The sequence below is a fragment of the Micromonospora sp. NPDC048843 genome, from assembly GCF_040649965.1.
GTDB lineage: Bacteria > Actinomycetota > Actinomycetes > Mycobacteriales > Micromonosporaceae > Micromonospora > Micromonospora hortensis.
Genome location: NZ_JBEZGJ010000002.1, coordinates 1 through 26,611, shown reverse-complemented (window position 1 = coordinate 26,611; position 26,611 = coordinate 1). Strand labels below are relative to the sequence as shown.

Sequence of the window (26,611 nt, the reverse complement as noted above, 5' to 3'; positions counted from 1 at the left end):
CGACGTGTACGGCCCGTCGTACGGCGGTCAGCGAGCGTTCCAGCGAGCCGACCGTCGGCCAACTCGTCACTTTGGAGTCTTCGTGACCGATCGATCGAGACCCGGACGTCTACGTCGCGGGGTCCTGCTGCTGCTAGCGGTGGTGGTGGCCGTGCCCGGGAGCGCGGTGGCGCCGCTGTCGCCACCGAAACCGGCCTCAGCGGCCCCGTTCCGCCCGGCCGGGGACGCGGTACCGACCAGCGCGGTGCCGACCCGACCCCGCCCCGCCGACCGTACTCCGCTGGTCACCAAGGCGCCCAGCACTACCTGGCCGAAGGCCGAGGTGGCTGTGGTGAACCCGCCCTCTCCGGAGGATCGCGCCGCGGCCAGGGCCGATCGCGCGCTGACCGCGCCGAGCCTGCGTCGGGCCGGCAAGACTCCGGTCTCGGTGGCCGCGGACAGCCCGGTACGGGTGGAGGTGCTGGACCGTTCCGCCGTCGCCCGGCGAGGCCCGGCGGGTCTGCTGCTGCGCCTCAGCCACACGGATCAGAAGACGCGTGACCTCGGCGTCAGTGTGGACTACTCCGGGTTCCGCAGTGCTTTCGGCGGTGACTACGGCGCACGACTGCGCCTGGTCCGGGTGCCGGAGTGCGCCGCCACCGAGGGCGTCGGGTGCGGCCGGGCGCAATCGGTGGCGACCCGCAACAACGCCCGGGCGGGCACCGTCAGCGCCCAGGTCACCGACGGCCTCTACGCGCTGACCGCCGGAGCGGCGGGCTCGACCGGCAGCTACGGGCCCACCTCGTTGGCGCCGTCGGCGACCTGGCAGGTGGGCCTGCAGTCCGGCGACTTCACCTGGTCGTACCCGATGCAGGTGCCGTCGGTGCCGGGCATCGAGCCGGACCTCGGCCTGAGCTACTCGTCGGGAGCGGTGGACGGGAAGACCGCCTCCACCAACAACCAGCCCTCCTGGATCGGCGAGGGCTTCGACCTGCAACCCGGCTTCATCGAGCGGTCCTACAAGGCGTGCGCCGAGGACGGACAGACCGGGGTCAACGACCAGTGCTGGGAGACGGAGAACGCGGTGGTGTCACTGCCGGGTGTCTCCGGCGAGCTGGTCCGCGACCAGACCACCGGCGTCTGGCGTGCCGAGGAGGACGACGGCTGGCGGATCGAGCGGCTGACCGGCGCCGTCAACGGCGACGAGGGCTCGGCCACCCCGAACGACCGCGGTGAGCACTGGAAGCTGACCGCCCAGGACGGCACGCAGTACTTCTTCGGCCTGAACCGGCTGCCCGGCTGGTCCTCGGGTCGCGGCGAGACCAACTCCACCTACACGATGCCGGTCTTCGGCAACGAGGCGAACGAGCCCTGCCACGGGGCGACGTTCGCCGAGTCGTGGTGCCAGCAGGCGTACCGGTGGAACCTCGACTACGTGGTCGACCCGCACGGCGACGCGATGGCGTACTACTACGACCGGGAGATCAACCAGTACGGGCGGAACAAGACCCCGACGGCGCCGACGCCGTACGTCCGCGCCGGCTACCTCAACCGCATCGAGTACGGGCTGCGCGCGTCGAGCGTCTACACAGTGCCGGCGAGCGCCCGGGTGCTCTTCACCACCGCGCCCCGCTGCCTGCCCGGTTCGGCGTGCCAGACCGGTCAGCCGGCGGACTTCCCGGACGTACCCCTCGACCAGTCCTGCTCCGGTGGGACCTGTGCGCTGGCAGCCCCGACGTTCTGGAGCACCAAGCGGTTGGCGAAGGTGACCACTCAGGTCAACCACGGCGGCTTCCAGGACGTCGAGTCGTGGAGCCTGAACCACACCTTCCCCGACCCGAAGGACGATTCCAGCGCCTCGCTCTGGCTGGAGTCGATCGCCCAGAGCGGACATGTCGGCGGCAGCGCCACCCTGCCGCTGATCGACTTCGACCCGGCGACCACCGCCGAGGGTGAGGGCACGCCCAACCGGGTCGACGGCCTGGACACCCAGCCGGCGATGAACAAGTTCCGGGTCGGCACAGTCAACAACGAGACCGGCGGGCAGATCCTGGTCAAGTACGCGCCAACCGGCTGCGTACGGACGGCCCTGCCGACGGCGCAGTCGAACACGTCGCGCTGCTTCCCCGGCTACTACGCCCAGGAGTTCGAGACCCCGACGATCGACTGGTTCCAGAAGTACGTGGTCACCGAGGTGGTCGAGAACGACCTGGTCGGTGGCGGCGTACCGGAGGTGTCCCGCTACGAGTACGGCACCGACGGCGCCTGGCACTTCGATGACGCCGAGCTGACCCCGGAACGGTTCAAGACCTGGGGGCAGTGGCGGGGCTTCCAGAAGGTCCGCGAGATCAGCGGCAACGGCACGGACGCGCCGCACACGGTGACCGAGCACGTGTTCCTGCGCGGCATGGACGGCGACCGGGCGTCACCCACCGGCGGCACGAAACTGGTCAAGGTGGACGGGCTCGACGACCTGAACATCAGGCGCGGCTTCGCCCGGGAGACCTCGGTCTACAACGGCGTCGGAGGCGCCCTGGTCTCCCGCACTGTCAGTGAACCCCTGGAGATCAGGAACACCGCCACCCGACCCCGGTCGACCGGCACGAATCTGGCCGCCTGGGTGACCGCTGAGCGTTCCGAGCGCAGCACCGAGACCCTGGCCGCCGGTGGCAGCCGGACCACCGAGGTGCTGTACCGCTACGACGACGACGGACTGCCGATCGAGGTGCACGACCGAGGCGACATCGACGTCGCCGACGACGACGAGTGCACGACCACTACGTACGTGAAGAACCGCACCGACTGGATCATCGACACCGCGTCCCGGTCCACCACGGTGCTGGTGCCCTGCGGCACCACGGCGAACTATCCGGCGGACCTGCTCAGCGACGAGCGGGTCTACTACGACGGACAGTCCGTCTGGGGCGCCCTGCCGACCCGTGGTGACGTGACGAAGGCCGAGGAGGCCAAGGACTGGTCGAACGGGCCGGTCTGGCAGACCATCGGCAGTGCCGCCATGGACGAGCACGGTCGGACGACGTCGAGCACCGACGCCCTCGGCCAGACCAGCACGACGGCCTTCACACCGACAGTCGGTGGTCCGCTCACGTCGATAGTGAGCACCAATCCGCTCGGGCACACGGTGACCACGACCCTCGCGCCGCTGACCGAGGACCCGCTCACCATGGTCGACGTCAACGGTCGGCAGACCGACGTGAGCTACGACCCGCTGGGCCGGGTGACCAAGGTGTGGCTGCCCGGTCGGGCGAAGGCGACCACGACGCCGAACCTGGAGTACACCTACGACGTCCGCCGCACCGCCCCGACGGTGCTCGGCACCCGGACCCTGTTGGGCACCGGAACCGTGTACGCCACGTCGTACCAGTTGCTCGACGGTTTCCTGCGCGAGCGGCAGACCCAGGAACAGTCACCGAACACGTCGGGGCGGATCGTCACCGACACCTTCTACGACTCACACGGGCGGGAGTGGAAGGAGAACGCCGACTACTACGCCGCCGGCCTACCGGCCAAGGCACTGGTCGGTGTGGCCGACACGGCGGTGCCGTCGCAGACCCGGACGATCTACGACGGAGCCGACCGCGAGGTCGCGGAGGTCCTCTACGGCCGCAACGTGGAGAAGTGGCGGACCACCACCGCGTACGACGGTGACCGGGTCTCGGTCACCCCGCCCGCCGGGGACACCGCCACCACGACGATCTTCGACGCGCACGACCGGATCATGGAACTGCGCCAGCACGTCGCCGGCATCACGAGCGGGTACGACAGCACCCGCTACGGCTACGACCGGGCCGGACGGCTGAGCACCGTCACCGACCCGGCCGGCAACGTCTGGCGACACTTCTACGACCTGCGCGGCCGCAAGATCCGTACCGAGGACCCGGATGCCGGCGTCCAGCGGATCGGCTACGACGAGGCGGACCGACCGGTCACCACCACCGATGGTCGCAACCGCACGTTGGTCACGCTCTACGACGACCTGGACCGGCGAAAGGCGGTGCACGAGACCTCGTCCACCGGGCCGAAGCTGGCCGAGTGGACCTACGACACCCTGCCCGGCGGCAAGGGGTTGGCCACCGCCTCGAAGCGGTACGTCGGCTCCGCCGTGTACGAGAACCAGGTGTTGGGCTACGACCCGAGCGGTCTGCCCACCGGCGTATCGGTGGTCATCCCGGCGGCCGAGGGGGGTCTGGCGCGCTCATACGACACCACGTTCCGGTACAACGCCGCTGGCCAGGTGGTCGACACCAACCTGCCGTCCGCCGGCGACCTCACCGCCGAGACGGTGAAGTCCTTCTACACCTCGCTGGGCCTGCCCAGCTCGCTGGCGTCCACCGGCAACACCTATGTCGCCAGCACCGGCTACAGCAACACCGGGGAGCTGGGCCGGTTCGTGCTCGGTGCGAGCGGCAAGCAGGTCACCCGGGACTTCGGCTACGACGATGCGACCGGGCGGCTGACCCGGGCCCAGACCCAGGCGCCGGGCACCACACCGGTCTCCGACGTCACCTACTCCTACGATCCGGCCGGCAACCTCCTGCGGGTCGGTGACTCCGTCACCAACGACACCCAGTGCTTCGGGTACGACCAGTTGCGGCGACTGACCGAGGCATGGACCCCGTCCGGGGGTGACTGCGCTGCGGCACGCAGCGCGGCGGCGCTCGGTGGTCCGGCGGCCTACTGGCAGAGCTGGACCTTCGACAAGGTCGGTAACCGGCTGAGCGAGGTCCGGCACGCCACCGCCGGGGACACCACAGCGAGCTACACCTACCCGGCAGCGGGCGCGGCCCAACCGCACACCCTGAAGTCGGTGCGGACCGCCGGCCCGGCGGGGACCAGGACCGACAGCTACACCTACGACGCCGGCGGCAACACCACCGGTCGCACTGTCAACGGTGTGGCGCAGGTCCTGGACTGGGACGCCGAGGGGAACGTCTCCACCATCACGGAGAACGGAAAGACCACCTCGTTCGTCTACGACGCCGACGGCAACCGGCTGCTGCGCCGCGACGCCACCGGCACCACTCTCTACCTGGGGCACACCGAGGTGCACCAGCCGGCCAGTGGCACGGCGACGGCCACCCGCTACTACGCGTACCAGGGCCAGCCGGTCGCCATACGCAAGGGCGGACACGTGTCCTGGCTGACGTCCGACCACCACGGCACCGGCGAAATCGCCATCGACTCGTCCACCCTGGCGGTGACGCGACGACTGCTCACCCCGTACGGCACGGCGCGTGGCGGCACCGGCACCTGGCCGGGGGAGCGAGGCTTCGTCGGCGGCAACATCGACCCGGGCACCGGTCTGACCCATCTGGGTGCGCGGGAGTACGACCCGGGTACCGGTCGCTTCATCTCGGTCGACCCGATCATCGACATCGACGATCCACAGCAGATGCACGGATACGCCTACTCCAGCAACAACCCGACGTCGTTCAGCGACCCGGACGGGTTGGTGCTGATGGCGGACAACAGCGGAGGCGGCAAGGCCAAGCCGAAGGCGAAGAAGCCAGCGGTCACCAAGAAGGCAGCGCCGAAGAAGGCCGCCCCGAAGAAGGCATCCCCGAAGAAGGCCGCGCCGAAGAAGGCATCCCCGAAGAAGTCAGGACCGGCCTGTAACGCGGCGTGCAAGCGCGACAACGCCGCCAACAAGGCCAAGAAGTCGTCGCCCACCAAGAAGGCCGCCCCGAAGAAGCCGGGCCCGACGTGCAACGCGGCCTGCAAACGCGACAACGCCGCCAACAAGACCAAGAAGGCGGCAGCCAACCGGAAGAGCCACGACGACGACGGCCCGGACGTAGGCGCCGGAGGCCCGACGAACAGAGGCCGAGGAGGCAAGACGAACAAGGGGCCGAGTGATCTGAAGGGGATCAACGACAAGGACACCCTGCGTGAGATGTACGACGAGGCCAGGAAGAACAGAAACTTCGAGCGTGCGAAGCAGATCAAGCAGAGGCAGAAGGAGTTGAACCAGCGCAGGAGCAGTCAGTCAGACCGAACTCGTCCCAGGGCGACGGCGACGCCGACACCGAGGCCTAACCCGCGCACGAACCAGCGCCCCTCACAATCCACTGACTACAGCGGTCTTCGCGACGCCTTCGTGGTGATCGGGACCGGACTTGCCCTCGTGGTCGGATTCGTGGGCTGCGGTCTCAGTGGAGGGGCGTCGTGTTCCACCAGCTGAGCCGATACTGACGACCGTCGGTCATACCCCGGCATGTACGGGGTGCTGTACGCCGACCTCGCACGCTGAGCCCGGCCCGTCCTTCACGACGGGTCGGGCTCAGTCGTCGCGGAGGTTGGCATGCGCGTTGTCCACAGAGGGCTGCTGGTGGCGGCACTTGTCGTCGCGGGGCTGCCGGTGCTCGGGTCACCGGCCCATTCCGCCGCCCCGCCGACCGACCGGCCCGGGGCTCTGGTGCCCGTCGCGCCGCGGGGTGAGGACGTCTCCCGCAAGCTCGCCGCCCGCGCCGTACCGCCGGTGGTCTGGCCCGAGGCGGGGCGAGCCGACATCGACCGCGGGGCGTCCCCGGTCCGGGCCGGCCGACTGCCGGTCCGGGTGTCCGCGGCGGACGGCCGGGCAGGTCGGGTCGGGGTCGAGGTGCTGGACCGGGCGGCCACCAACCGGGCGCAGGTACACGGACTGGTGATCAAGGTCCGGCACGCGGCCACCGACGAGGACCGCACCCCCCGCCGCTCGACTGTCGACATCGACTACGCCGGCTTCCGGGGCGCGTTCGGCGGCGACTACGCGGCCCGGCTGCGCTTGGTGAAGCTGCCCGACTGTGCCCCGAGCGCCGGCCCGGGCTGCGGGCCGAGCCAGCCGGTCGCCGCGACGAACGACAAGCGCGCCAACCGGGTCTCGGCCCGGATCACCGACGGCACGTACGCGCTGACCGCCGGTGCGAGCGGAGCGGCCGGCAGCTTCCGGCCGACCTCCCTGTCGCCGTCGGCGAGCTGGCAGGTCGGCCCGCAGTCCGGTGACTTCCAGTGGTCGTATCCGCTGCGGACGCCGCAGCTGCCCGGTGGTGCCCCGGAGCTGGCGCTGGACTACTCGTCCGGGCGGGTCGACGGCCGCACGGCCGCCACCAACAACCAGCCGTCCTGGGCGGGTGAGGGCTTCGAGCTGCAACCGGGCTTCATCGAGCGGTCGTACCAGCCCTGCGTCGAGGACGGTCAGGCCGGCGTCGGCGACCTCTGCTGGACGACGAACGGTGCCGGCAAGCTGGTGCAGAGTGCCACGATCTCGTTGCCCGGTCTCAACAGCGAGCTGGTCCGTGACGACGCCACCGGGGCCTGGCGGGCCGAGCAGGACGAGGGCTGGCGCACCGAACTGCTGACCGGCGCGGTAAACGGTGACGAGGGTTCGACCAGCCCGGACGACCGGGGCGAGTACTGGCGGCTGACCGCGCCGGACGGCACCCAGTACCACTTCGGCCGCAACCGGATGCCGGGCTGGACGGCCGGCGCGGCAGAGACCAACTCGACCCTCACAGTGCCGGTCTTCGGTAACCACGCGAACGAGCCGTGCAAGGGCAGCTCCTTCGCGACGTCGTGGTGCCAGCAGGCGTACCGGTGGATGTTGGACTTCGTGGTCACCCCGCACGGCGACGTGACGACGTACCACTACGACCGCGAGACGAACAGCTACGGCCGTAACGCCACCCCCGGCAACCCGACGCCGTACGTCCGGGCCGCGAACGTCTCCCGGATCGAGTACGGGCAGCGCCTGGAGACGCTCTACACCACGCCGGCGGGGGCGCGGGTGCTGTTCGGCAGCGCCGAGCGGTGCCGTCCCGGGTCACCCTGTCAGCAGTCGCAGCCGGCGGACTTCCCGGACACCCCGCTGGACCAGGCGTGCGCCTCGTCATGTCCACTGTCGACCCCGACGTTCTGGAGCACCCGCCGGCTCGCGAAGGTGAGCACCCAGGTCAACGACGGCGGTTTCCGGGACGTCGACTCCTGGAGCCTGACCCACACCTTCCCGGCCACCGGCGACGATTCGGCGGCCAGCCTGTGGCTGGAGTCGATAGTGCACACCGGTCACGTCCGCGGCACCGCGAGCATGCCCGCCGTCGACTTCGACCCGGGTACCACTGCCGAGGGGGAGGGCACCCCGAACCGGATCGATACCCAGGGCGACACCCAGCCCGCGATGCGCAAGTTCCGGCTCGGCACGATCCGCAACGAGACCGGCGGCCGGACTGAGATCAGCTACGCCGCGTCCGACTGCCAGCCGAGCGCGCTGCCGACGCCGGACCGCAACACGGCCCGCTGCTTCCCGGTCTACTGGTCGACCGAGTTCGCCACCCCGACCCGGGACTGGTTCGCCAAGTATCTGGTCACCCGGGTCACCGAGACCGACCTGGTCGGCGGGGAGAGCGCCAACCCCAAGATCACCGAGTACGAGTACGACGGGTCGGCCGCCTGGCACCACGACGACGCCGAACTCGTCCCCGACCGGTACAAGTCGTGGGGGCAGTGGCGCGGCTACCAGCGGGTCCGCATTCGCGCCGGTTCTCCGGGCGACGGCCCCCGCACCCTGACCGAGCACGTCTACCTGCGGGGCATGCACGGCGACCGCAACGCCGACGGCACCACAAAGAACGTGACGATCGAGGGGCTCGCCGACGAGGCGCCGCTGCGGGGGTTCGCCCGGCAGACAACTGTCTTCGACGGCGACAGCGCGACAGTGCTCTCCCGTACCGTGGCGCAGCCGATGCAGTTGCCGGTCAGCGCGACCCGCGACCGCGCCGGCACCCCGCTGCGTGCCCGGGTCACCCAGATCAAGTCCAGCACCACCACTACCACACTGGCCACCGGCAGCCGGGTCACCGAGCAGCGCTACGGCTACAACGGCTCCGGGCTGCTCACCGAGACGCACGATCTCGGTGACGTGGCGCTCCCCGGTGACGACACCTGCGAGGTGCAGACCTACGCCGTCAACGAGGCGAGCTGGATCCTGAACGCGCGGTCCCGGCAGGTCACCGTCGCCGGAGACTGCCAGAGCACCCAGGTGCTGACCGACCGCCGGTTCGTCCACGACGGGGCCGAGGGGTGGGGGAGCCCGCCGTCCAAGGGCGATGTCACCCGGGTCGAGGAGGGCACCGAGTCCGGCTACCAGGTGACCGAGCGCGCCACGTTCGACGTGCACGGCCGTCCGTTGGACCGGCGCGACGCCTCCGGCGACCTGACCCGTACCTCGTACAGCCCGGCGGTCGGCGGGCCGTTGACCGGCACGGTGGTGATCGACCCGGCCGGGTTCGCAGTGACCACCACCATCGACCCGCTGCTCGGGCAGCCGGTGTCGACCCGGGACGCCAACGGGGGCGTGACGACGAACGGATACGACCCGCTCGGCCGGCTGACCTCGGTGTGGCTGCCCGGCCGGGCGATCACAGCGACACCGAACCACCGCTACTCCTACCTGGTCCCGGGCAACGGCCCGAGCGCGGTCACCAGCCAACAACTGATCGGCACCGGCGCTGCCTACCGGACCAGCACCGAACTCTTCGACGGGTTCCTGCGGTCCCGCCAGGTGCAGCAGCCGGCGCCCGGTGGCGGCCGGATCCTGACCGACACCCGATACGACTCGCATGGCCGGGTTTCCCGCACGTCGGCACCGCGGTTCGACAGCGGAGCACCCGGCACCGGCCTGGTCGCCCAGCCGGCCGTGCTGCCGGCGGAGACGCGGCTCGGCTACGACGGCGCCGGCCGGCAGAACGCCGAGGTGCTCTACGGCCAGGGCGTGGAGAAATGGCGAACCAGCACCAGCCACGGCGGCGACCGGGTCTCGGTCGACCCGCCGGCCGGGGGCACCGCCACAGTGGAGATCCGCGACGCCCGAAACCGCACAGTGGAGCTGCGCCAGTTCCTCTCCGGCGCACCGAGCGGGACGTACCAGGCGACCCGGTACACGTACACGTTGGCCGGGCAACTCGCCTCGACCACCGACCACGCCGGCAACGTGTGGCGCTACGGCTACGACCGGCGGGGTAGGCAGGTGCGTGCCGAGACGCCGAACTCGGGCACCCGTTCGACCAGCTACGACGCCGAGGGGCGGGTGCTGACCAGCACCGACGGCAACGGCCGGACCGTTGGCTACGACTACGACCAGTTGGGCCGCCGCACGGCCGTGCGTGAGGGCGCCACAGTGCTCGCCACCTGGGCGTACGACACCGCGACCAACGGTAGGGGCCGGCTGGCCAGCAGCACCCGGCACGCCGCCGGCGGCGACATCGTCACCGGTGTGAGCGGCTACGACCTGCGCGGTCGGATCACCGGTACGGCGCTCACAGTGACCGAGCCGGGGCTGGCCGGCACCTACCGGACCGGGCACGTCTGGTACGAGGACGACCAGCCGTACACCGCCATGCTGACCCTGCCGGTCGCGAACCTGGGCGGGTTGGCGACGACCGAGACGCTGCGGCACGGCTACGAGGCGAGCGGACTGCCGAGCACCCTGCTGGGTCAGAGCAGCTACGTCGCGGCCACCACCTACACCCGCACCGGCGAGGTGGACTCCTACCAGCTCGGCGCCTCCGGTCGGCAGGTCACCCGGGCGTTCGGGTACGACCCGGTGACCCGGCGGCTGACCCGCGCCGAGACCCGCCGGCAGGGCCAGAGCGCTGCCGCCGACGTCTCCTACGCCTACGACCAGGTGGGCGGGGTGACCCGGATCGCCGACGCCACGAACGCGGACACCCAGTGCCTGCGCTACGACGGCCTACGCCGGCTCGTCGAAGGCTGGACACCGGCCGGTGGCGACTGCGCGACAGCGCCGAGCGTCGCCGGGTTGGGCGGACCGGCCCGCTACTGGGACTCGTGGAGTTTCGACGACTCGGGCAACCGGGCCGCCGAGATCCGGCGCGGCGCCGCCGGTCAGAGCACCCGCACCTACTCCTACCCGGCCCCGGGCGGCGCGCAGCCGCACACGCTGCGCTCGGTCCGCACCGAGGGGCCGGGCGGCACCCGGACCGACACGTTCAGCTACGACGCTGACGGCAACACGGTGACCCGGCCCGGTCAACAGCTCGGCTGGGACGCCGAGGGCCGGCTCGCCACTGTCACCGCCGGCGGCCGGACGTCTTCCTTCGGGTACGACGCGGACGGCAACCGGGTGCTGCGTCGTGACGCCAGCGGCACCACGCTCTACCTGGGTGACACCGAACTGCACCGTGACCCGGCCGGGGTGGTGACCGGTACGCGTTACTACCGGCACAACGGTGCCACTGTGGCGCTGCGCCGGGGCGGCACTGTGAGCTGGCTCGCCACCGACCACCACGGAACGGCGGAGACCCTGCTCGACTCGACCACGCTGGCCGCGACCAGTCGGCTGCTCGGCCCGTACGGCCAGCCGCGGGCCACCGTCGCCGGCTGGGTCGGTGACCGGGGCTTCGTCGGTGGCAACGCCGACCCGGACAGCGGGCTGGTGCAGCTCGGCGCCCGACAGTACGACCCGGACACCGGGCGGTTCGTCTCGGTCGACCCGATCACCGACGTGGCCGATCCGCAGCAACTGGGCGGCTACGCGTACGCGAACCACAACCCGGTCACCTTCACCGACCCGGACGGGCTGCTGACCAAGAAGAAGGCCGTGGAGCACTCGCTGATCCGCACCAGCCAGAAGATCGACAAGCCGGCCAAGGCCTCGTCGTCGCAGAGCATCAGCATCGGCGCGACCGCCACCCGGAGCACCCAGCCGCTGATCAGCGGGAGCAAGCAACGGCTGTCCGAGGTGATCGATTACCTCTCGGGCAGCTACGACGACTGGGAGTACGAGGAGGTTTATACCTGGGAGGACACGCCCAGCGGTGCCAGCAGCGGTGTCTACATCGACGGCTACAGCCGGGACGACGACTACTACACCATCGACGACTACTACGACGACTACTACGAGGACGACTACTACGAGGAGCCGGTCGTGGAGTACGAGGAGCGGTCCTGCGTGGGTTGGAACCAGTGCCTCTATCCGCGGCCGATCGAGCAGAGCGTGGTGTGGGAATCGGCCGCCGCACTGGACTCCGTCACGCAGTACCGCTCCGTGCCGACCGTGCCGGCGCCGATGACGTACCGCGTCACCGAACCGTCCGGCTGGGCGAGCCCGGTCTCCTGGCTCAGCCTGCCCGCGGAGCACCGGCTCGACCTGCCGACGTTCTCCTGGCGGCGGTCGTGACCCGCCGGCGGCTCGGGCCGCTGTGCGGGCTGGTGTTCGTGGTCGTCGCCGGGCTGACGTTTCCCGGGTCGCCATCGGGCACCGCGTCGGCCAGCGGCGTTCCGGCCGTCACCGTGGCGGCACCGGCCGAGGAGTCCGCCAGGGTCCGCGCCGCCCGCAGCGGCACCCGGGTGGCGCTGCCCGAACGGACGACAGCGACCAAGCAGGTCTTCGTGAACCCGGACGGCACCCTCACCGCGGAGATCAGCCAGCGCCCCGAGCGGGTCCGGCGGGGCGAGGAGTGGGTGTCGGTGGACACCCGTCTGCGCGCCCGGCCGGACGGCACCATCGCACCCCTGGCGGCGGCGGGACTGACCCTCTCGGGCGGCGGAAAGACGCCGTTGGCGACAGTGGTCACGGGTGGCGGCCGGCTCGAGCTGAGCTGGCCGACGCCGCTGCCCACGCCGGTGTTGGCCGGCGAGACCGCCAGCTACACCGACGTACTGCCCGGTGTGGACCTGCGGGTGCGGGCCACCGCGACCGGGTTCTCCCAGGTGCTGGTGGTCAAGACCGCCGAGGCGGCGCGCCAGCCGGCGCTGCGCCGGTACACCTTCGGACTGCGCACGACGAAGCTGACCGCCACCCGCAACGACGCCGGCGGCCTGCGGGTCACCGACCGGGCCGGAAAGACCGTCCTCAGCTCGGGTAGCGCCTGGATGTGGGACTCGGCGAGCCGCGACGGGTCGGACCGACACGCCCGGCGGGCACCGATCGGGCTGGAGGTGACCAGGGATCGACTGACCCTCGTCCCCGACCCGGCTCTGCTGCTCGACCCGGCCGCCCAGTTCCCGCTCTACCTCGACCCGGACCTCACCGGTGACCAGCAGCACTGGCTCATGGTGCAGAAGGACCTGCCGAACCAGAACTGGTGGGACAGCACGCAGTTCCGCCCGCAGGTCGGCCGTGACCCACGGGAGTCAAGCACGGACCGGTTCCGGTCCTACTTCGAGCTGGACACGTCCGGGGTGGCCGGCAAGAGCATCATCCGGGCGCAGCTGCGGATCCCGCAGACCTGGTCGTGGTCGTGCACCGCCGAGCCGCTGCACCTCTACCACACCGCGCCGATCACGTCGGCTATGAACTGGAGCACCGCTCCGCCGCTGCTCGCCAACCGGAAGCTGAGCACCATCACCGAGGCGTACGGCGGTGAGGGCACCGGCACCTCCTGCCAGATCCCGAACGACGCGGAACTCACCGCCACGGCGGCGGTGGCCGAAGCGGCCGCCGTCCGGGCACCCACCCTGACCCTCGGGCTCGCCTCGGACGAGTCGACCAGCGCCAACGGCGCCAAGGAGTTCCTCCCGAAGGCGAAGCTCGTGATCACCTACAACACGGTGCCCGAGCCCCCCGAGCTCGACGGCTGCACCGACAACTCGGCCGGTTACCTGACCAGCGACCAACCGACAGTGACCGCCGTGCCACTCGACGCCGACCAGGACGACCAGTTCCTGTCGGTGGCCTTCCAGTGGGCGGACAGCACCGGTCGGGTGCTGGGCGATGCGCCGGGGGACCAGAGCGTCTTCTCCGGCAATCCCGTGCACGCACGGATCAGCACAGTGCTCACCGAGGGCGCGACGTACCAGTGGCGGGCACGTACCCAGGACGCCAAGACCACGGGACCGTGGAGTGCCTGGTGCCGGTTCGTCCTCGACGCCCAGCCGCCGACTGTCGCGCCGACGGTGACCTCGCCGGTCTTCGTGGCCGACGGCGTCGCCGGCCGGCCGTACGAGGCGGGTGAGGTCCGCTTCGACGCCAACGGCGCCACCGACGTGGTGGCGTTCCGCTACTGGGTCAACGAGAAGGAGCAGCCCGACGTGCCGGCCACCGGTGGGCAGGCACGGGTGCAGGTGACGCCGACCCGCGGCTACAACACGGTGCTGGTGCGCGGGGTGGACCGGGCCGGGCTGACCGGCCCGGAGACCCGCTTCGACTTCGTGACCGACACCGAACACCTGACGCCACCCATCGCCGAGTGGACGATGGAGGACTACGGCAGCGAGGCGTGGGACACGGGCAGCAACCTGCACCACGCCACGCTGACCGGGGCGGCCGTCTTCGGCGCTGGTCGAGGCTCCGGCGGTCTGGAGTTGGACGCCTCCGAGCAGACCTACGCCCGTACCACTGGTCCGGTCATCCGCACCGACGCCAGCTTCACCGCCATGGCCTGGGTCAAGCTGACCAGGGACGACGACTGGTTCACCGCGCTGGGTCAGTCCGGCCTGCGGTTCCCCGGCTTCGAGCTGGAGTACGGCCTCTGGCCGCGGGGCTGGGTCTTCGAGATGGCCACCGCCGACAGCACCGAGGGTCAGGTGTCGGTGAACGCCGCCGCGGCCAGTGGGATCACCGCCCAGTTGGACGTCTGGACCCACCTGGCCGGCGTGTACGACCACCAGGCCGGGCAGCTGCGGCTCTACGTCAACGGCGCGCTGGCCGGTACGGCGGCGCACCGCAGCACCTGGAACGCGACGGGGCCGGTCAACATCGGCAGCGGCTTCTGGCACGGCACGCACCCGGCTCGTTGGCCGGGCAGCCTGGACGACGTACGGATCTTCGATCGGGTGACCAGCGAGGCCGAGATCCGCGAGGTGATGGCCGGGGAGCCGTGGGGTCCGGAGGCGCGCTGGCAGTTGGAGGAGACCGAGGGGCGCACCGCTGTCGACGAGACCGGCAACACCCACACCCTCGCCGTGTCCTCCAGTGGGCAGCCATGGGGGCCGGGCCGTAACGGCGGCGGTCTGCACCTCGACGGTGACGGCGACATGGCCTGGGCCCCCGGCCCGGTGGTCCGTACCGATCGGAGCTTCACCGCCGCCGCCTGGGTGAAGCTGGCCCGTGACACCACCACCGGCACCGTGCTGAGTCAGGACGGCCGAACCTCCAGCGGCTTCACCCTGCGCTACGACGCCGGGTCGCGGCGCTGGTCCTTCGCGATGGCCCGGGCCGACGCGGCGGACGGACGAGACTGGCCGGCAGTGCACTCGACTGTCGCGCCGGTGCTCGGCGAGTGGACCCACCTGGCCGGGGTGTACGACCACGACCGGGGCCAGCTGCGCCTCTATGTGAACGGGGTGCTCTCGGGCACTGTCGCGCACCTCAGCACCTGGAGCGCCACGGGGCAGTCGCTGGTCGGGCGGGGCCGCAACAACGGCTGGTACGTGGAGTGGTGGTCCGGGGTGGTCGATGAGCCCGTGCTGACCAGCGGGGCGCTGACCCAGGGCCAGATCGCTGGGCTGATCGGCGACAACCTGGAGGGCTCGGGTGGTGAGTGGGACTTCGAGCCCGAGCCGACCGGTCCGATGACCCTGGCCCGGGTGGACCGCACCGGCAACCGGCACAGCATCACCATCGGCCCGGGGGTGGACCGCACCGTCGCCGGTTACGGCACGAGCGGCAAGGGCCTCGGGTTCGACGGCACCGGCGGGTACGCGAGCACTGCCGGTCCGGTCGTGCGGACCACGGGAAGCTTCACAGTCGCCGCCTGGGTCAAGCTGACCGACACCGGGGTACGCCGGGTCGCGGTGAGTCAACAGGCGACTCAGACGAGCGGTTTCAGCCTGGAGTACAGCCGCGAGCGCAACCGGTGGGCGTTCGTCGTCCCGCACGACGACCGGAGCACGACGAGCGGGGAGCGGGTTTCGACTGTGGTCTCCGCCGGTGCTCCGCAGGTGAACACCTGGACTCATCTGACCGGTGTCTACGACGCCGCGGCCAGCGAGCTACGGCTCTACGTCAACGGTCGGTTCGCCAACGTGGTCACCCACCGCCGGCCCTGGTCGGCCCGAGGGCCCTTGCAGATCGGCCGGGCCTGGTGGGGCGGTGTCTGGCAGGCGCCCTGGAAGGGGGTCGTCGACCAGGTCCGGGTGCTTGACCGGGCCGCGGTCATCGACGAGGTGCGCGCCCTCGCCGGCATCGCCGCGCCGCCGGAACCCGGACCGCTGCGCCTCTTCGCCCAGCATGCCAACCTCTGCCTGGGCGAGAACCCCCTGGACACCGTCGGTCACCTCTTCCTGACCGCCTGCCGGGAGGCCATCCCCGACCTGTCGTTCCAGCTTGCCGGCGACGACCTGTACCGGATCATGACCGCGCATCCACAGCACGGGACGGGCTGCACCGGCGTGGCGGGCAACTCCACGGCGGTCGGCGCCCGACTCGAGAACGACTACTGCGTCGACCGCAAGCCGGAGCGGTTGACCCGGTTCCGACTGATCCCGGTCTTCGGCCCCACGTTGCACGGGCACCAGATCAAGGCCGAGCACAGTGGACTGTGCGTCGGCGTCGCCGGTAACGCGACAGCGCCCGGGTCCGTCGCCGTGCAGCTGACCTGCGATCCGACCGCCCCGGGCCAGGTCTTCGACCTGCAACGCGTACCCGACGACGGCATGCCGGCTCCGGGCGCCACCCAGATTCGGTCGGCGCACTCCGGGCTCTGCGTGGGTGAGGTCCCCGGCGATCCGAACCACCTTCTGCAGCAGGCATCGTGCGCCACCGCGTCTCCGCCGATGCGGGTCGAGGCGGCCGGGCAGGGCCGGTATTGGATCAAGAGCACGCACCCGGTCAACGGGGTGGGCTGCACCCTGGTGCTGAACCCCGTCGTCGCCGTCGGCAGCGCGGTCGCCGACGGTGCCTGCCCGGCCGACGCCGGCGCGGCGCACCGGTTCCGACTGGAGCCGGTCAGCGCGCCGCTCACCGGCTATCTGATCCGCCCGTTGCAGAGCGGGCACTGTCTGGGCATCGTGGGCAGCTCCACGACGGCCGGCGCCCGTCTGGTGCAGCAGGCGTGCGACCCGACCGCCCGGGGACAGGTGTTCGATTTTCGGCCACCGGGCACCACGCCCTGAGCGCGCTCATGTCGGTGGCGCCGCGTCTGCCGATTCACCAGAACGGCACGAAATTACCGCTTTAGGGTAAGTGAGGCGAACGCACCTAGCTGCTCCGATAGCTTTCTAAGGAGAGGAAAACTCGTATTCCTCCCTTCGGGTGCATAAGGAGTCAGTGATGAAGCGCAGTGTCGCGCTCGCGGCAGCCCTCCTGGCAGGTCTGACCAGCATCGGATCGATCCCCGGGGCCGCCTTCGCCGATGGCGGTGGCCCCGGGTACCACGACGACCGCAAGGGGGGTGATCACCACCACGGCGACGAGGGCGCGGTCTTCGTCCAGACCAACAAGGCCGAGGGCAACACCATCAAGGTGTACGACCGCGACGAGGACGGCCGTCTCACCAAGGCGGGCGAGTACGAGACCGGCGGGCTGGGCGGCTTCACCATCGGCGCGCCGCTCGACGCGCTGGCCTCGCAGGGCTCCCTGACCTACCACCGCGGACTGCTCTTCGCCGTGAACGCCGGCAGCAACACCGTGACGGTCTTCCGCGTCGAGGGCACCAAGCTGCACAAGCTCCAGGTCATCTGGTCCGGCGGTCTGCTGCCGGTCAGCGTCGCGGCCCGTGGCGACCTCGTCTACGTCCTCAACGCCGGTGGTGAGGGCTCGGTGCAGGGCTTCGAGCTGCACAAGGGGCGCCTGTCGCGGATCGAGGACGCCAACCGCTCGCTCGGGCTGCACAACGGCAACCCGCCGGCGTTCGGAACCGCGCCGGCCCAGGTCAAGATCGACCCGGACGGCGAGTTCGTCCTGGTGTCGACCAAGGGCGCCAACGTCATGTTCAGCTACGAGATCGGCCGCGACGGCAAACTGTCCCGCAACCCCGTCATCAGCGACGCGGGCAACACCCCGTTCGGCTTCACCTTCGACACCGAGGACTCGCTGCTGGTCACCGAGTCGGGCGCCAACGCGGTCAGCCGCTTCGAGTTGGAGGACGACGGCGCCCTCGACCAGGTCGGCCCGTCGGTGCCCAACGGCCAGCAGGCGCCCTGCTGGATCCAGCGCGTCGGCGACTACTTCTTCGTCGCCAACGCCGGCAGCTCCACCATCAGCTCCTACCGGGTCAACGACGACGGCAAGCTCGAAATCGTCAGGAACGTCGCCGCCGACACCAACGGCGGGTCGATCGACATGACCACCAGCGACGGCTTCCTGTACGTGCAGAACGCCACCGCCGGCAACGTGCAGGGCTACAAGGTGCACGAGGACGGGTCCCTGAACCTCGTGACCACTGTCGAGGGTCTGCCGAAGTTCACCGACGGCATCGGCATGGAGGGCATCGCCGCCTCCTGAGCACACCACCCGCTGGTCCCGGTCGTTCGTCGACCGGGACCAGCTCGCCGTGTCACGAGGCTGAGGCCCACTCGCGCGGTTCGGGGTCACTGCATCCTGCCCGGGGGCCGCTACTCGAGGCTGGCCAACTCCTCCGGCGACAGGACCAGCGCCCCGGCGGCCAGGTTCTCGACCAGGTGATCGGGGTTGCCGGTACCGGGGATGGCCAGTAGGTGCGGGCCGCGACTGAGGGTCCAGGCGATCCGCACCTGTGCCGGCGTCGCGCCGTGCGTGCGCGCGATGGCCTCCACTGCCGCGTTGGCGGCCACGCCGCCGGCCTCACGTCGGTCGCCGGCGATAGCGAAGAACGGCACGAATGCGACGTTCTGTTCACCGCAGGTACGCACGAGCTGATCCTGCGTACGTCGGGTGTCGACACCGTACGTGTTCTGCACGCAGACCACCGGGGCGATCGCCTGCGCCTGCGCGAGGTGGTGCGGACGAATGTTGGACAGGCCGAGATGCCGGATGAGTCCGGCGTCACGTAGCTCGGCCAGCGCGCCGAAGTGCTCCGCCACCGATTCCAGTCCGTCTTGGCGCAGGTTCACGACATCCAGCTGGTCGCGGCCGAGTTGGCGCAGGTTCTCCTCGACCTGTCCACGTAGCTGATCCGGCCGGGCCAGCGGCAGCCACTCTCCCGAGGGATCGCGGCCCGGTCCGACCTTCGTGGTGATGACCAGGTCATCGGCGTACGGCGACAGCGCAGTGTTGATCAACTCGTTGGCCGACCGGAGCGGCGAGAAGTAGAACGCCGCCGTGTCGATGTGGTTCACACCGAGGTCGACCGCTTGGCGTAGCACTCCGATGACCCGCGCGCGGTCGCTCGCCGCGCTGCCGTTACCCGTCAGGCGCATCGCGCCGAATCCGATCCGATTGACGCTCAGGTCGCCGAGCGTCCAGGTACCTGCGGATTCCGCACTGATCACGTTGGTGGGCATTGGGCGAACGTAGCCACCGCCACTGACCTGCGCAGTCGGGCGTCTGCCCGATACCGATCGGGAAGAACCACTGTTAGGTTATTTATCGTGGGAAGCGCGTTGCCGGCAGTGCAGTGACAGCCCGCAGATCATTCGGGTCCTGACCGCGTTCGCGTTTCGCGCCGGCGACAGACCGCCGCGCGCTAGGACGCCAACCGCTCGCGCGCGGTGCGTGTCGGCCGGGGGAGCTCGGCGCTGCCGTCCGACGTGTTGATCTCCGACCAGACAGCGTCGAGGGAGAGGCCGAGGACGTCGGCGATCGCCGCGATGGTCGGAAAGGCGGGGGTGGCTATCCGGCCGGACTCGATCTTTCGAAGGGTCTCTGGCGAGACGCCCGCGTCCAGCGCGGTGAGGAGCATCGAACGCTCTCCACGGGCGCGACGCAGGAGCGCGCCGAGGCGCTGTCCGCGTTCGAGCTCTTCGGGAGTGAGCGGCAACCTGACCATGCCCCGATTCTAGTACCGGGATAATATGGCCGGGATACTTATTGGTGGTCCGAGGAAGGCGCTGCATGATCGAGATCCTGAGCCCCACCGACGTGCTGCGAGCGAAGGACACCGGCGCGCTGGTCGCTGGCATCCTGCAGACGCTGAAGAGCCGCTGCGTGGTCGGCACCAACCTCCTGGACATCGACCGGTGGGCGCAGGTCATGATCACCGAGGCCGGGGCGCAGTCCTGCTACGTCGACTACGAGCCGTCCTTCGGGCGTGGGCCGTTCGGCCACTACATCTGCACGTCGGTGAATGACGCCGTGCTGCACGGGTTGCCGTACGACTACCCGCTCGCCGACGGCGATCTGCTCTCGCTCGACCTCGCCGTCTCGCACTGTGGAGTCGTCGCGGACTCGGCCATCAGCTTCATCGTGGGTGACGTGCGACCTCCGGAGAGTCTCGCGCTGATCGACGCGACCGAGCGCGCGTTGCAGGCGGGGATCGCCGCCGCCGGCCCCGGCGTTCCCATCGGTGACATCTCCCACGCGATCGGCTCGGTCCTCAAGGCGGCGGGATTCTCGGTCAACACGGAGTTCGGCGGCCACGGCGTCGGCTCGACGATGCACCAGGACCCGCACGTCTCCAACACCGGGCGCCCCGGTCGCGGCTACCGGCTACGCCCGGGGCTGCTGCTGGCGCTGGAGCCGTGGGTGATGGCGGACACCGCCACGCTCGTCACCGATGCCGACGGCTGGACCCTCCGCAGCGCGACGGGCTGCCGGACGGCGCACAGCGAGCACACCATCGCCATCACCGACGATGGCGCGGACGTGCTCACCCTGCCGACGCCCTGACCCGTAGGAGACGATCGACGCCTCATCGGTCAGCCGACGACCGGCCCACGATGGACGATTAACCGCCCGCCGAAGGGGCACGTCCCTCCGTGGCACCCTGCCGGGTCGCGTTCAGAATGAACCGATCGGTCATATTTTCCGTGATGACGGTCAGGGTCACCCACCAGAGTCACGGAGGCACGATGTCAACGGTTCGAACTGGTCCGGTCATCGGACTGCTCGTGCAGATCGTCCTGCTGGCGGTGCTGGCGGAGACTGTCGGTCTGGGCGCGGCGGGCTGGGTGGCGGGGCTGGCGTACGGGGTGGTCCTGTGCGCCCTGCTCAGCCGGGGGATGTCCCGCTCGGGCGTGGGTGCGCTCAGCCCGGCCGACCGGGTGACCCTGAGCCGGGCGATCCTCGTCGGCGGCGTGACGGCCCTGGCCGCCGACTCGTTCGGCCGGTCGGCGCCGATCACACTGATGGTCGTCCTCACCAGCGTGGCGTTGGCCCTCGACGCCGTGGACGGGTACACGGCCCGCCGCACCGGGACCACCAGCGAGCTCGGCGCGCGCTTCGACATGGAGATCGACTCCTTCCTGGTCCTGGTGCTCTGCCTGCACGTGGCCCCCACTGTGGGTGGCTGGGTGCTCGTGATCGGCGCGATGCGCTACCTCTTCGGCGCCGCTACCTGGGTGTTGGAGTGGATGCGGGGATCCGCGCCGCCGCGGTACTGGAGCAAGGTCGTCGCCGCGATCCAGGGCGTGGCGTTGACGGTGGCGATGGCCGACGTGCTGCCCGCGCCGCTGACGACAGTGGTGCTGGTGGTGTCGGTGGCGCTGCTGGTCGAGTCGTTCGGGCGTGACGTCGCCTGGCTCTGGAAGACCCGGCGCCTCCGCCACACCGTCATCCCCGGCGCCCGGGTGCGATGGTCCAGCCGGCCAGCTCGGTGAGCCACAGCGCCCCGAGCGCCGGAGCGGGGCTGGCCGACCTGACCCCGGGTACTACCGATGGTCTGCCGTGGTCGGACCGTCCCACTGTCGCAGTGGCCCGACGCGGGATCGCCCGCGTCTGAGTCGCCCGGATGCCGCGCCCAACAAGGATCATGGAAGGATGCCCGGGTTGTCGCTCTTGACGCGTGTACGTCAGCTGCCGAGCCAGGGACGGAGGGCGATGAGGGCCGAGGTCTCGGACGGGACCGCCGACGGCACCGACGTCGAGGATCGGCCGAGACGTTCCATCGCCGCCCGGCTGACGACAGTACTGGCCGCGCTGCTCGTGCTGCTCGTCCTCACCGTGCCGTACGACTTCGGCCGGCTCAGCCCGGCGGCGTTCGCGCGGATCCCCCTGGAGGCGCTGCTTGTCGTGGCCCTCCTGCTCGCCCTGCCGTCTCGCGGCAGCCGACTGGTCGCGACGCTGGCCGGCGTGGCCCTCGGCCTGCTCGGCCTGTTGAAGCTGTTCGACCTGGGGTTCACCGCCTCGCTGAGCCGGGCGTTCGACCCGGTGCTCGACTGGGCACTCCTCGACGAGGGTTTCGCCTTCCTCAGCGAGTCGTACGGTCGACCCGCCGCCATCGGCGTCGCCATCACACTGGCGGTGGTGCTCGTGGGCCTGCCCACACTGGTCACGCTGTCGATGCGGCGACTGCGGCGGCTGGTGGTCCGGCACCGCACCGGGAGCACCCGGATCGTGGCCGCGCTGGTGGTCGTCTGGGTGGCCTGCGCCGCGTTCAACGTGCGGGTGGTCGAGGGCGTGCCGGTCGCCGACACGTCCGCCACCACACTGGCCAACGGGCACGGCTTCCAGGTGCGCCTGCGCCTCGACGACCGCGAGACGTTCGGCGCGCTGATCGAGGCCGACAGGTTCGGCGACACCCCGGGTGACCAGCTACTGACCGCGCTACGCGGCAAGAACGTGGTGGTCGCCTTCGTGGAGAGCTACGGCCGGGACGCCGTCGAGGACCCGGAGTTCGCGCCGCAGGTCGGTGCGGTCCTCGACCGCGGCACCAGCGAGCTGGGCGCTGCGGGTTTCGCCGCGCAGAGCGGCTTCCTCACCTCGCCGACATTCGGTGGCGGCAGTTGGCTCGCGCACGACACGCTGCTCTCCGGCCTCTGGATCGACAACGACCAGCGGCACCGCACCCTGCTGGCCAGTGACCGGATGACCCTCAACGGCGCCTTCCGACGGGCGAACTGGCAGACCGTCGGCGTGATGCCCGCCGTCACCAGGGCGTGGCCGGAGGGTTCCTTCTTCGGCTACGACCGGTTCTACGACGCCAAGGCGCTCGCGTACCGTGGCCCGAAGTTCAGCTTCGGCACCCCGCCCGACCAGTACACACTGGCGAGCTGGCAGCGCCTGGAGCAGGCGAAGCGTGACGGCAACGTGATGACCGAGCTGGCTCTGGTGTCGAGTCACGCGCCCTGGACGCCTGTCCCGCCGCTGCTCGACTGGGCCGACGTCGGCGACGGCGCGGTCTACAGTGGGGCCGGCGCGGGCCGGTCGGACGACAAGCGCCGCAACACCGGCCAGATCCGGGCGGACTACCGGAAGTCCATCGAGTACACCCTCGGCACGCTCATCTCCTACGTGCGGACCTACGGAGACGACGACCTCGTGTTCATCGTCCTCGGTGACCACCAACCCGCCGCTGTCATCACCGGCGAGAACGCCAGCCACGACGTGCCGATCTCGATCATCACCCGTGATCGGGCCGTGTTGGACCGGATCTCCGGGTGGGGCTGGCAGGACGGGCTGAAGCCCGGGCCGCAGGCGCCGGTCTGGCGGATGGACGCCTTCCGGGACCGGTTCCTGACCGCCTTCGGACCGTAACCCGGCCACCTCTCTCACGGACTGGACCCCAGACAGATGACGGCTACCACCGACACCAGGATCGCCGCGCTCCGGACCGACCCGGCCCTGTCCCTGCTGCACCGGTCGCTGGACGTCTACTACGGCGATCCCGCGCGGGACGCGAGGATGGACGCGTTCTACTCCCGCTTCGTCAGGAGTGGGGACCTCGTCTTCGACATCGGCTCCCACGTGGGCGACCACATCGCCAGCTTCCGCCGTCTCGGCGCCCGGGTCGTCGCCGTGGAACCGCAGCCGCTGTGTCTGCGCGCCCTGCGGGCGATCTACGCCGACGACGACCGGGTGACAGTGGTCGACGCGGCGTGCGGCGCGCTCCCCGGGCGTACCCGGTTGCACGTCAACTCCGCCAACCCCACGGTCTCGACCGCCTCACCGGAATTCGTTCGGGCGGCGAAGGGCGCAGGCGGGTGGGAGGGCCAGGTGTGGGACGCCGACATCGAGGTCCCGGTGGTCACAGTCGACGCGCTGATCGAGACGTACGGCGTGCCGACCTTCACCAAGATCGACGTTGAGGGCTTCGAGGACGAGGTGCTGGCCGGCCTGAGCCGCCCACTACCCGCGCTGTCGTTCGAGTTCACCACAATCGCGCGGGCGGTCGCCGCCCGGTGTCTCGAGCGCCTGACCGCCCTGGGCTTCGACGGCTTCGACGTCGCGGTGGGCGACGACAAGTCGATGACGTTCCGACGGTGGATGTCCGCGAGCGACCTGGCGACGCACCTGCACGACCTGCCGCACGCCGCGAACTCCGGCGACGTGTACTGCGTGTCCGGAACCCAGGGGGCAACCACCGACAGCTGACGGAGCACTCGTCACCGCTTCGGTCCACGGTGAGCGGCACCGGGTCCGACGATCAGATGATCGGCCGCTGGCGGTGGGACGGACCAGCGCGGGATGATCGACGTTCGTCTCGACGCCGAGCCGAGCCACGCGATCGCGGGGAAGAGGGTGACGCCGATGACCCCGACACAGCTGCGCGCGTACGTCACCGTGGTCCGGCTGGGCTCGGTCAAACAGGCCGCCGCGGAGCTTCGGGTCTCCGAGTCGGCGGTGTCGCTGCACATCGCCCAACTGCGCAAGGAGTTCGGCGACAAGCTCTTTGCCCGCACGGCGGCTGGCCTCGCGTTCACCCCGGGTGGGCTGCGGCTGGCCAGTCGCGCGGCGGAACTGCTGGGCCTCCAGGACCGCACCATCCTTGAGGTCAGCGCCGCGACGCGCGGGCGACGGATGCTGCGGGTCGCCGCGTCGAGCCTGTTCGCCGAGTTCGCCGCGCCGGGGCTGATCGAACTCTTCGCGAAGCGGGCCGCCGACCTCGACGTCGAGCTGAGCGTGCGCAACCCGGGATCGTTCGGGTCGCTGCTGTTGACCCGCGCTGCGGACATCGCGATCGGGCCGCAGCCGTCGGTCGTCGACAGCGCCATCGGCTGCCGGCCGGTGATGAACTACCGGCTCGTGATCGCCGTCGGTCCGGAGCATCCACTGGCCGGCCTGGCGGCGTCCCCGGGGCAGCTGCGGGAGCAGACCTGGTTGCTCGGGCCGTCGGCCGCCACCGAGTGGGGCGCTGTCCCGGCGCTGCTGCGTCGGCTTGCCGTGCCGGACGAGCGGCAGCAGATCTTCCAGAGCCACGCGGCCGCGCTGGGGGAGGCCAAGCGGGGCAAGGGGGTGGCGCCGGCCCTCGCGTTCACCGTCGCGCCGGACATCCGTCAGGGCCAGCTCGGGCAGGTGGTGGGGCCGCACGCGACGATGGAGGCGGTGTGGCACGCGCAGGTCCTCGCCACCCCGGGTTCGATGTCGGCGGCCGAGGAGCTGTCGCGCTTCTCGTCGACGCCGAGGGCGATTCAGGCGATGATGCGCGGCGCGGGCGTGAGCGTCGGCCATTTCCGGCCGTCGGTGCACGTGACGCTCTGGAGTTGACGGGCGACGACCAGCAGGTCCTGGAAGGTGCCGGCCGGCAGCATCCGGTCGCAGTAGGGGAGTGCGGCGGCCATCCCGCCGACGCGGGGGGCGAAGCCGGGTGCGCCGGCGCGGGGATTCAACCAGACGATCCGGTACGCCCGGCGGCTCAGCCGGGCCATCACCGCTGCCAGGTCGACGGGCGGATCGCTGTCCCAACCGTCCGACCCGATCACCACCACCGCCCCGCGTACGGCCTCCGCGTGGTGAGAGGCGAGCAGGGCGCGCAGGTTCGTGGCGATGCGGGTGCCCCCGTACCGGTCGGTCACGGCGGCGCTGGCCTGCGCGACCGCCTCGGCCGCCGAGGTGTGCCGGAGCACCACTGTGAGCCGGGTCAGCGTCGTGGCGAACGCGAACACCTCCGCGTCGGCGACCACAGCGAACGCCCGCATCAGATGCAGGTACGCGGTCGCCTGCGCCCGCATCGACTCGCTGACGTCACAGAGCAGCACGACCCGGCGTGGCCGCCGTACCGGGCGCGCGCGGACGACCTCGACGGGCTCCCAGCCGGTACGCCGGGCTCGGGCGATGGTGGCCCGCAACGCGATCCGGGCACCGGACGAGCCGACGGTGTGCCGCCGGGTGCGGCGGGTCGGCCAGTCGGCGACGGCCGCGCGCAGGGCGTCGCCGAGCTGCGTGACCTGTGCGGCGTCGAGTTCGTCGAACGGACGGTCGGCGAGCCTGGTGTGGGCGCTCGGGCGACGCTCGGGCAGTCGCAGCTCGCTGTCGTGTTCCGGTGTCTCGGCGACCGTCGGCGGCAGTGTCGCCCACGGCAGCCCGCCGCCCGGCCCCGCGTCGTCGGTGTCGGCCGGCACCCGGACGTACACGTCGTCGGGCCCGTCGGTCGGGGGTGCGGACCGCTGCGGTCGGGGCAACGGTGGAGGGTCCGCGAAGATCGCCGCGAAGACCCGGTCGAACGCGGGGACGTCGGTGTGCCGTCGCACCAGGCTGATCCGGGCGGTCCAGTAGAGCGACGACATCGAGTCGGGTGGGCTGGCGGCGAGCGCCCGGACGAAGTCGTCGACGGTGGTCAGCCCGGCCGGGACGCCGGCTCGGCGCAGGCGCCCGGCCAGCGCCACAGCGAACGCGGCCCGGTCGACGCCGCGCAGCACGCCCTTGCTCACCGGCGCGCGACCA

Annotated in this window: 11 protein-coding genes and 1 pseudogene; 9 read left to right on the top strand and 3 right to left on the bottom strand. The window is 70.8% G+C overall.

From position 1 onward, the window contains the following. Positions 1–82 precede the first annotated feature (82 nt). The 4 genes from AB0C20_RS00755 to AB0C20_RS00740 all read left to right on the top strand — a co-directional run bounded on the left by AB0C20_RS00755 (position 83) and on the right by AB0C20_RS00740 (position 18,379). On the top strand, positions 83–6,181 hold the full coding sequence (locus tag AB0C20_RS00755) for an RHS repeat-associated core domain-containing protein (RefSeq protein ID WP_357566923.1): 6,099 nt from the start codon (positions 83–85) through the stop codon (positions 6,179–6,181). Positions 6,182–6,301: 120 nt separating this feature from the next. Next, complete coding sequence (locus AB0C20_RS00750; protein ID WP_357566922.1) at positions 6,302–12,172, top strand: RHS repeat-associated core domain-containing protein; 5,871 nt, start codon at positions 6,302–6,304, stop codon at positions 12,170–12,172. Further along, the gene (locus AB0C20_RS00745; protein WP_357566921.1) at positions 12,169–17,049 is read left to right on the top strand and encodes a LamG-like jellyroll fold domain-containing protein; all 4,881 of its coding nucleotides are present in this window, start codon (positions 12,169–12,171) and stop codon (positions 17,047–17,049) included. The genes AB0C20_RS00750 and AB0C20_RS00745 overlap by 4 nt, the downstream gene beginning before the upstream one ends. A 157-nt stretch (positions 17,050–17,206) precedes the next feature. Further along, positions 17,207–18,379, top strand: coding sequence for a beta-propeller fold lactonase family protein (locus tag AB0C20_RS00740; RefSeq protein WP_357566920.1), 1,173 nt, complete (start codon positions 17,207–17,209; stop codon positions 18,377–18,379). A gap of 110 nt (positions 18,380–18,489) precedes the next feature. Here the strand turns inward: AB0C20_RS00740 and AB0C20_RS00735 are convergent, their stop codons facing one another. Both AB0C20_RS00735 and AB0C20_RS00730 read right to left on the bottom strand, forming a co-directional pair. Further along, positions 18,490–19,356 (bottom strand): aldo/keto reductase, encoded by an 867-nt coding sequence (locus AB0C20_RS00735; RefSeq protein WP_357566919.1) that lies wholly within the window; start codon positions 19,354–19,356, stop codon positions 18,490–18,492. Positions 19,357–19,538: 182 nt separating this feature from the next. Continuing rightward, a complete protein-coding gene (locus tag AB0C20_RS00730) occupies positions 19,539–19,841 on the bottom strand; it encodes a helix-turn-helix transcriptional regulator (protein ID WP_210785397.1) in 303 nt (100 codons plus the stop codon). A 65-nt stretch (positions 19,842–19,906) separates the two neighbouring features. Between AB0C20_RS00730 and map the strand changes: the two genes are divergently transcribed. From map to AB0C20_RS00705, 5 genes and pseudogenes are all read left to right on the top strand, one after another. Further along, entirely contained in the window at positions 19,907–20,680 is a 774-nt protein-coding gene (map, locus tag AB0C20_RS00725) for a type I methionyl aminopeptidase (protein WP_357566918.1), read from the top strand. 182 nt (positions 20,681–20,862) lie between these two features. Beyond that, positions 20,863–21,546 (top strand): annotated as a pseudogene (locus AB0C20_RS00720) (CDP-alcohol phosphatidyltransferase family protein); the annotation flags it as partial. Positions 21,547–21,829: 283 nt separating this feature from the next. Then, positions 21,830–23,485: a sulfatase-like hydrolase/transferase gene (locus AB0C20_RS00715; protein WP_357566917.1), complete on the top strand. Its 1,656-nt coding sequence runs from the start codon at positions 21,830–21,832 to the stop codon at positions 23,483–23,485. 36 nt (positions 23,486–23,521) lie between these two features. Further along, positions 23,522–24,322 carry an FkbM family methyltransferase gene (locus AB0C20_RS00710; protein WP_357566916.1) on the top strand — a complete coding sequence of 267 codons (801 nt, stop codon included), beginning with the start codon at positions 23,522–23,524 and terminating at the stop codon, positions 24,320–24,322. Between the two features lie 156 nt (positions 24,323–24,478). Next, entirely contained in the window at positions 24,479–25,435 is a 957-nt protein-coding gene (locus AB0C20_RS00705) for a LysR family transcriptional regulator (RefSeq protein ID WP_357180009.1), read from the top strand. On the opposite strand, the gene AB0C20_RS00700 is transcribed toward AB0C20_RS00705, so the two are convergent. Continuing rightward, positions 25,360–26,611: VWA domain-containing protein (locus AB0C20_RS00700; protein ID WP_357566915.1), on the bottom strand; the 1,252-nt coding region annotated here is incomplete at its 5' end. The two genes, AB0C20_RS00705 and AB0C20_RS00700, sit on opposite strands and share 76 nt — an antisense overlap.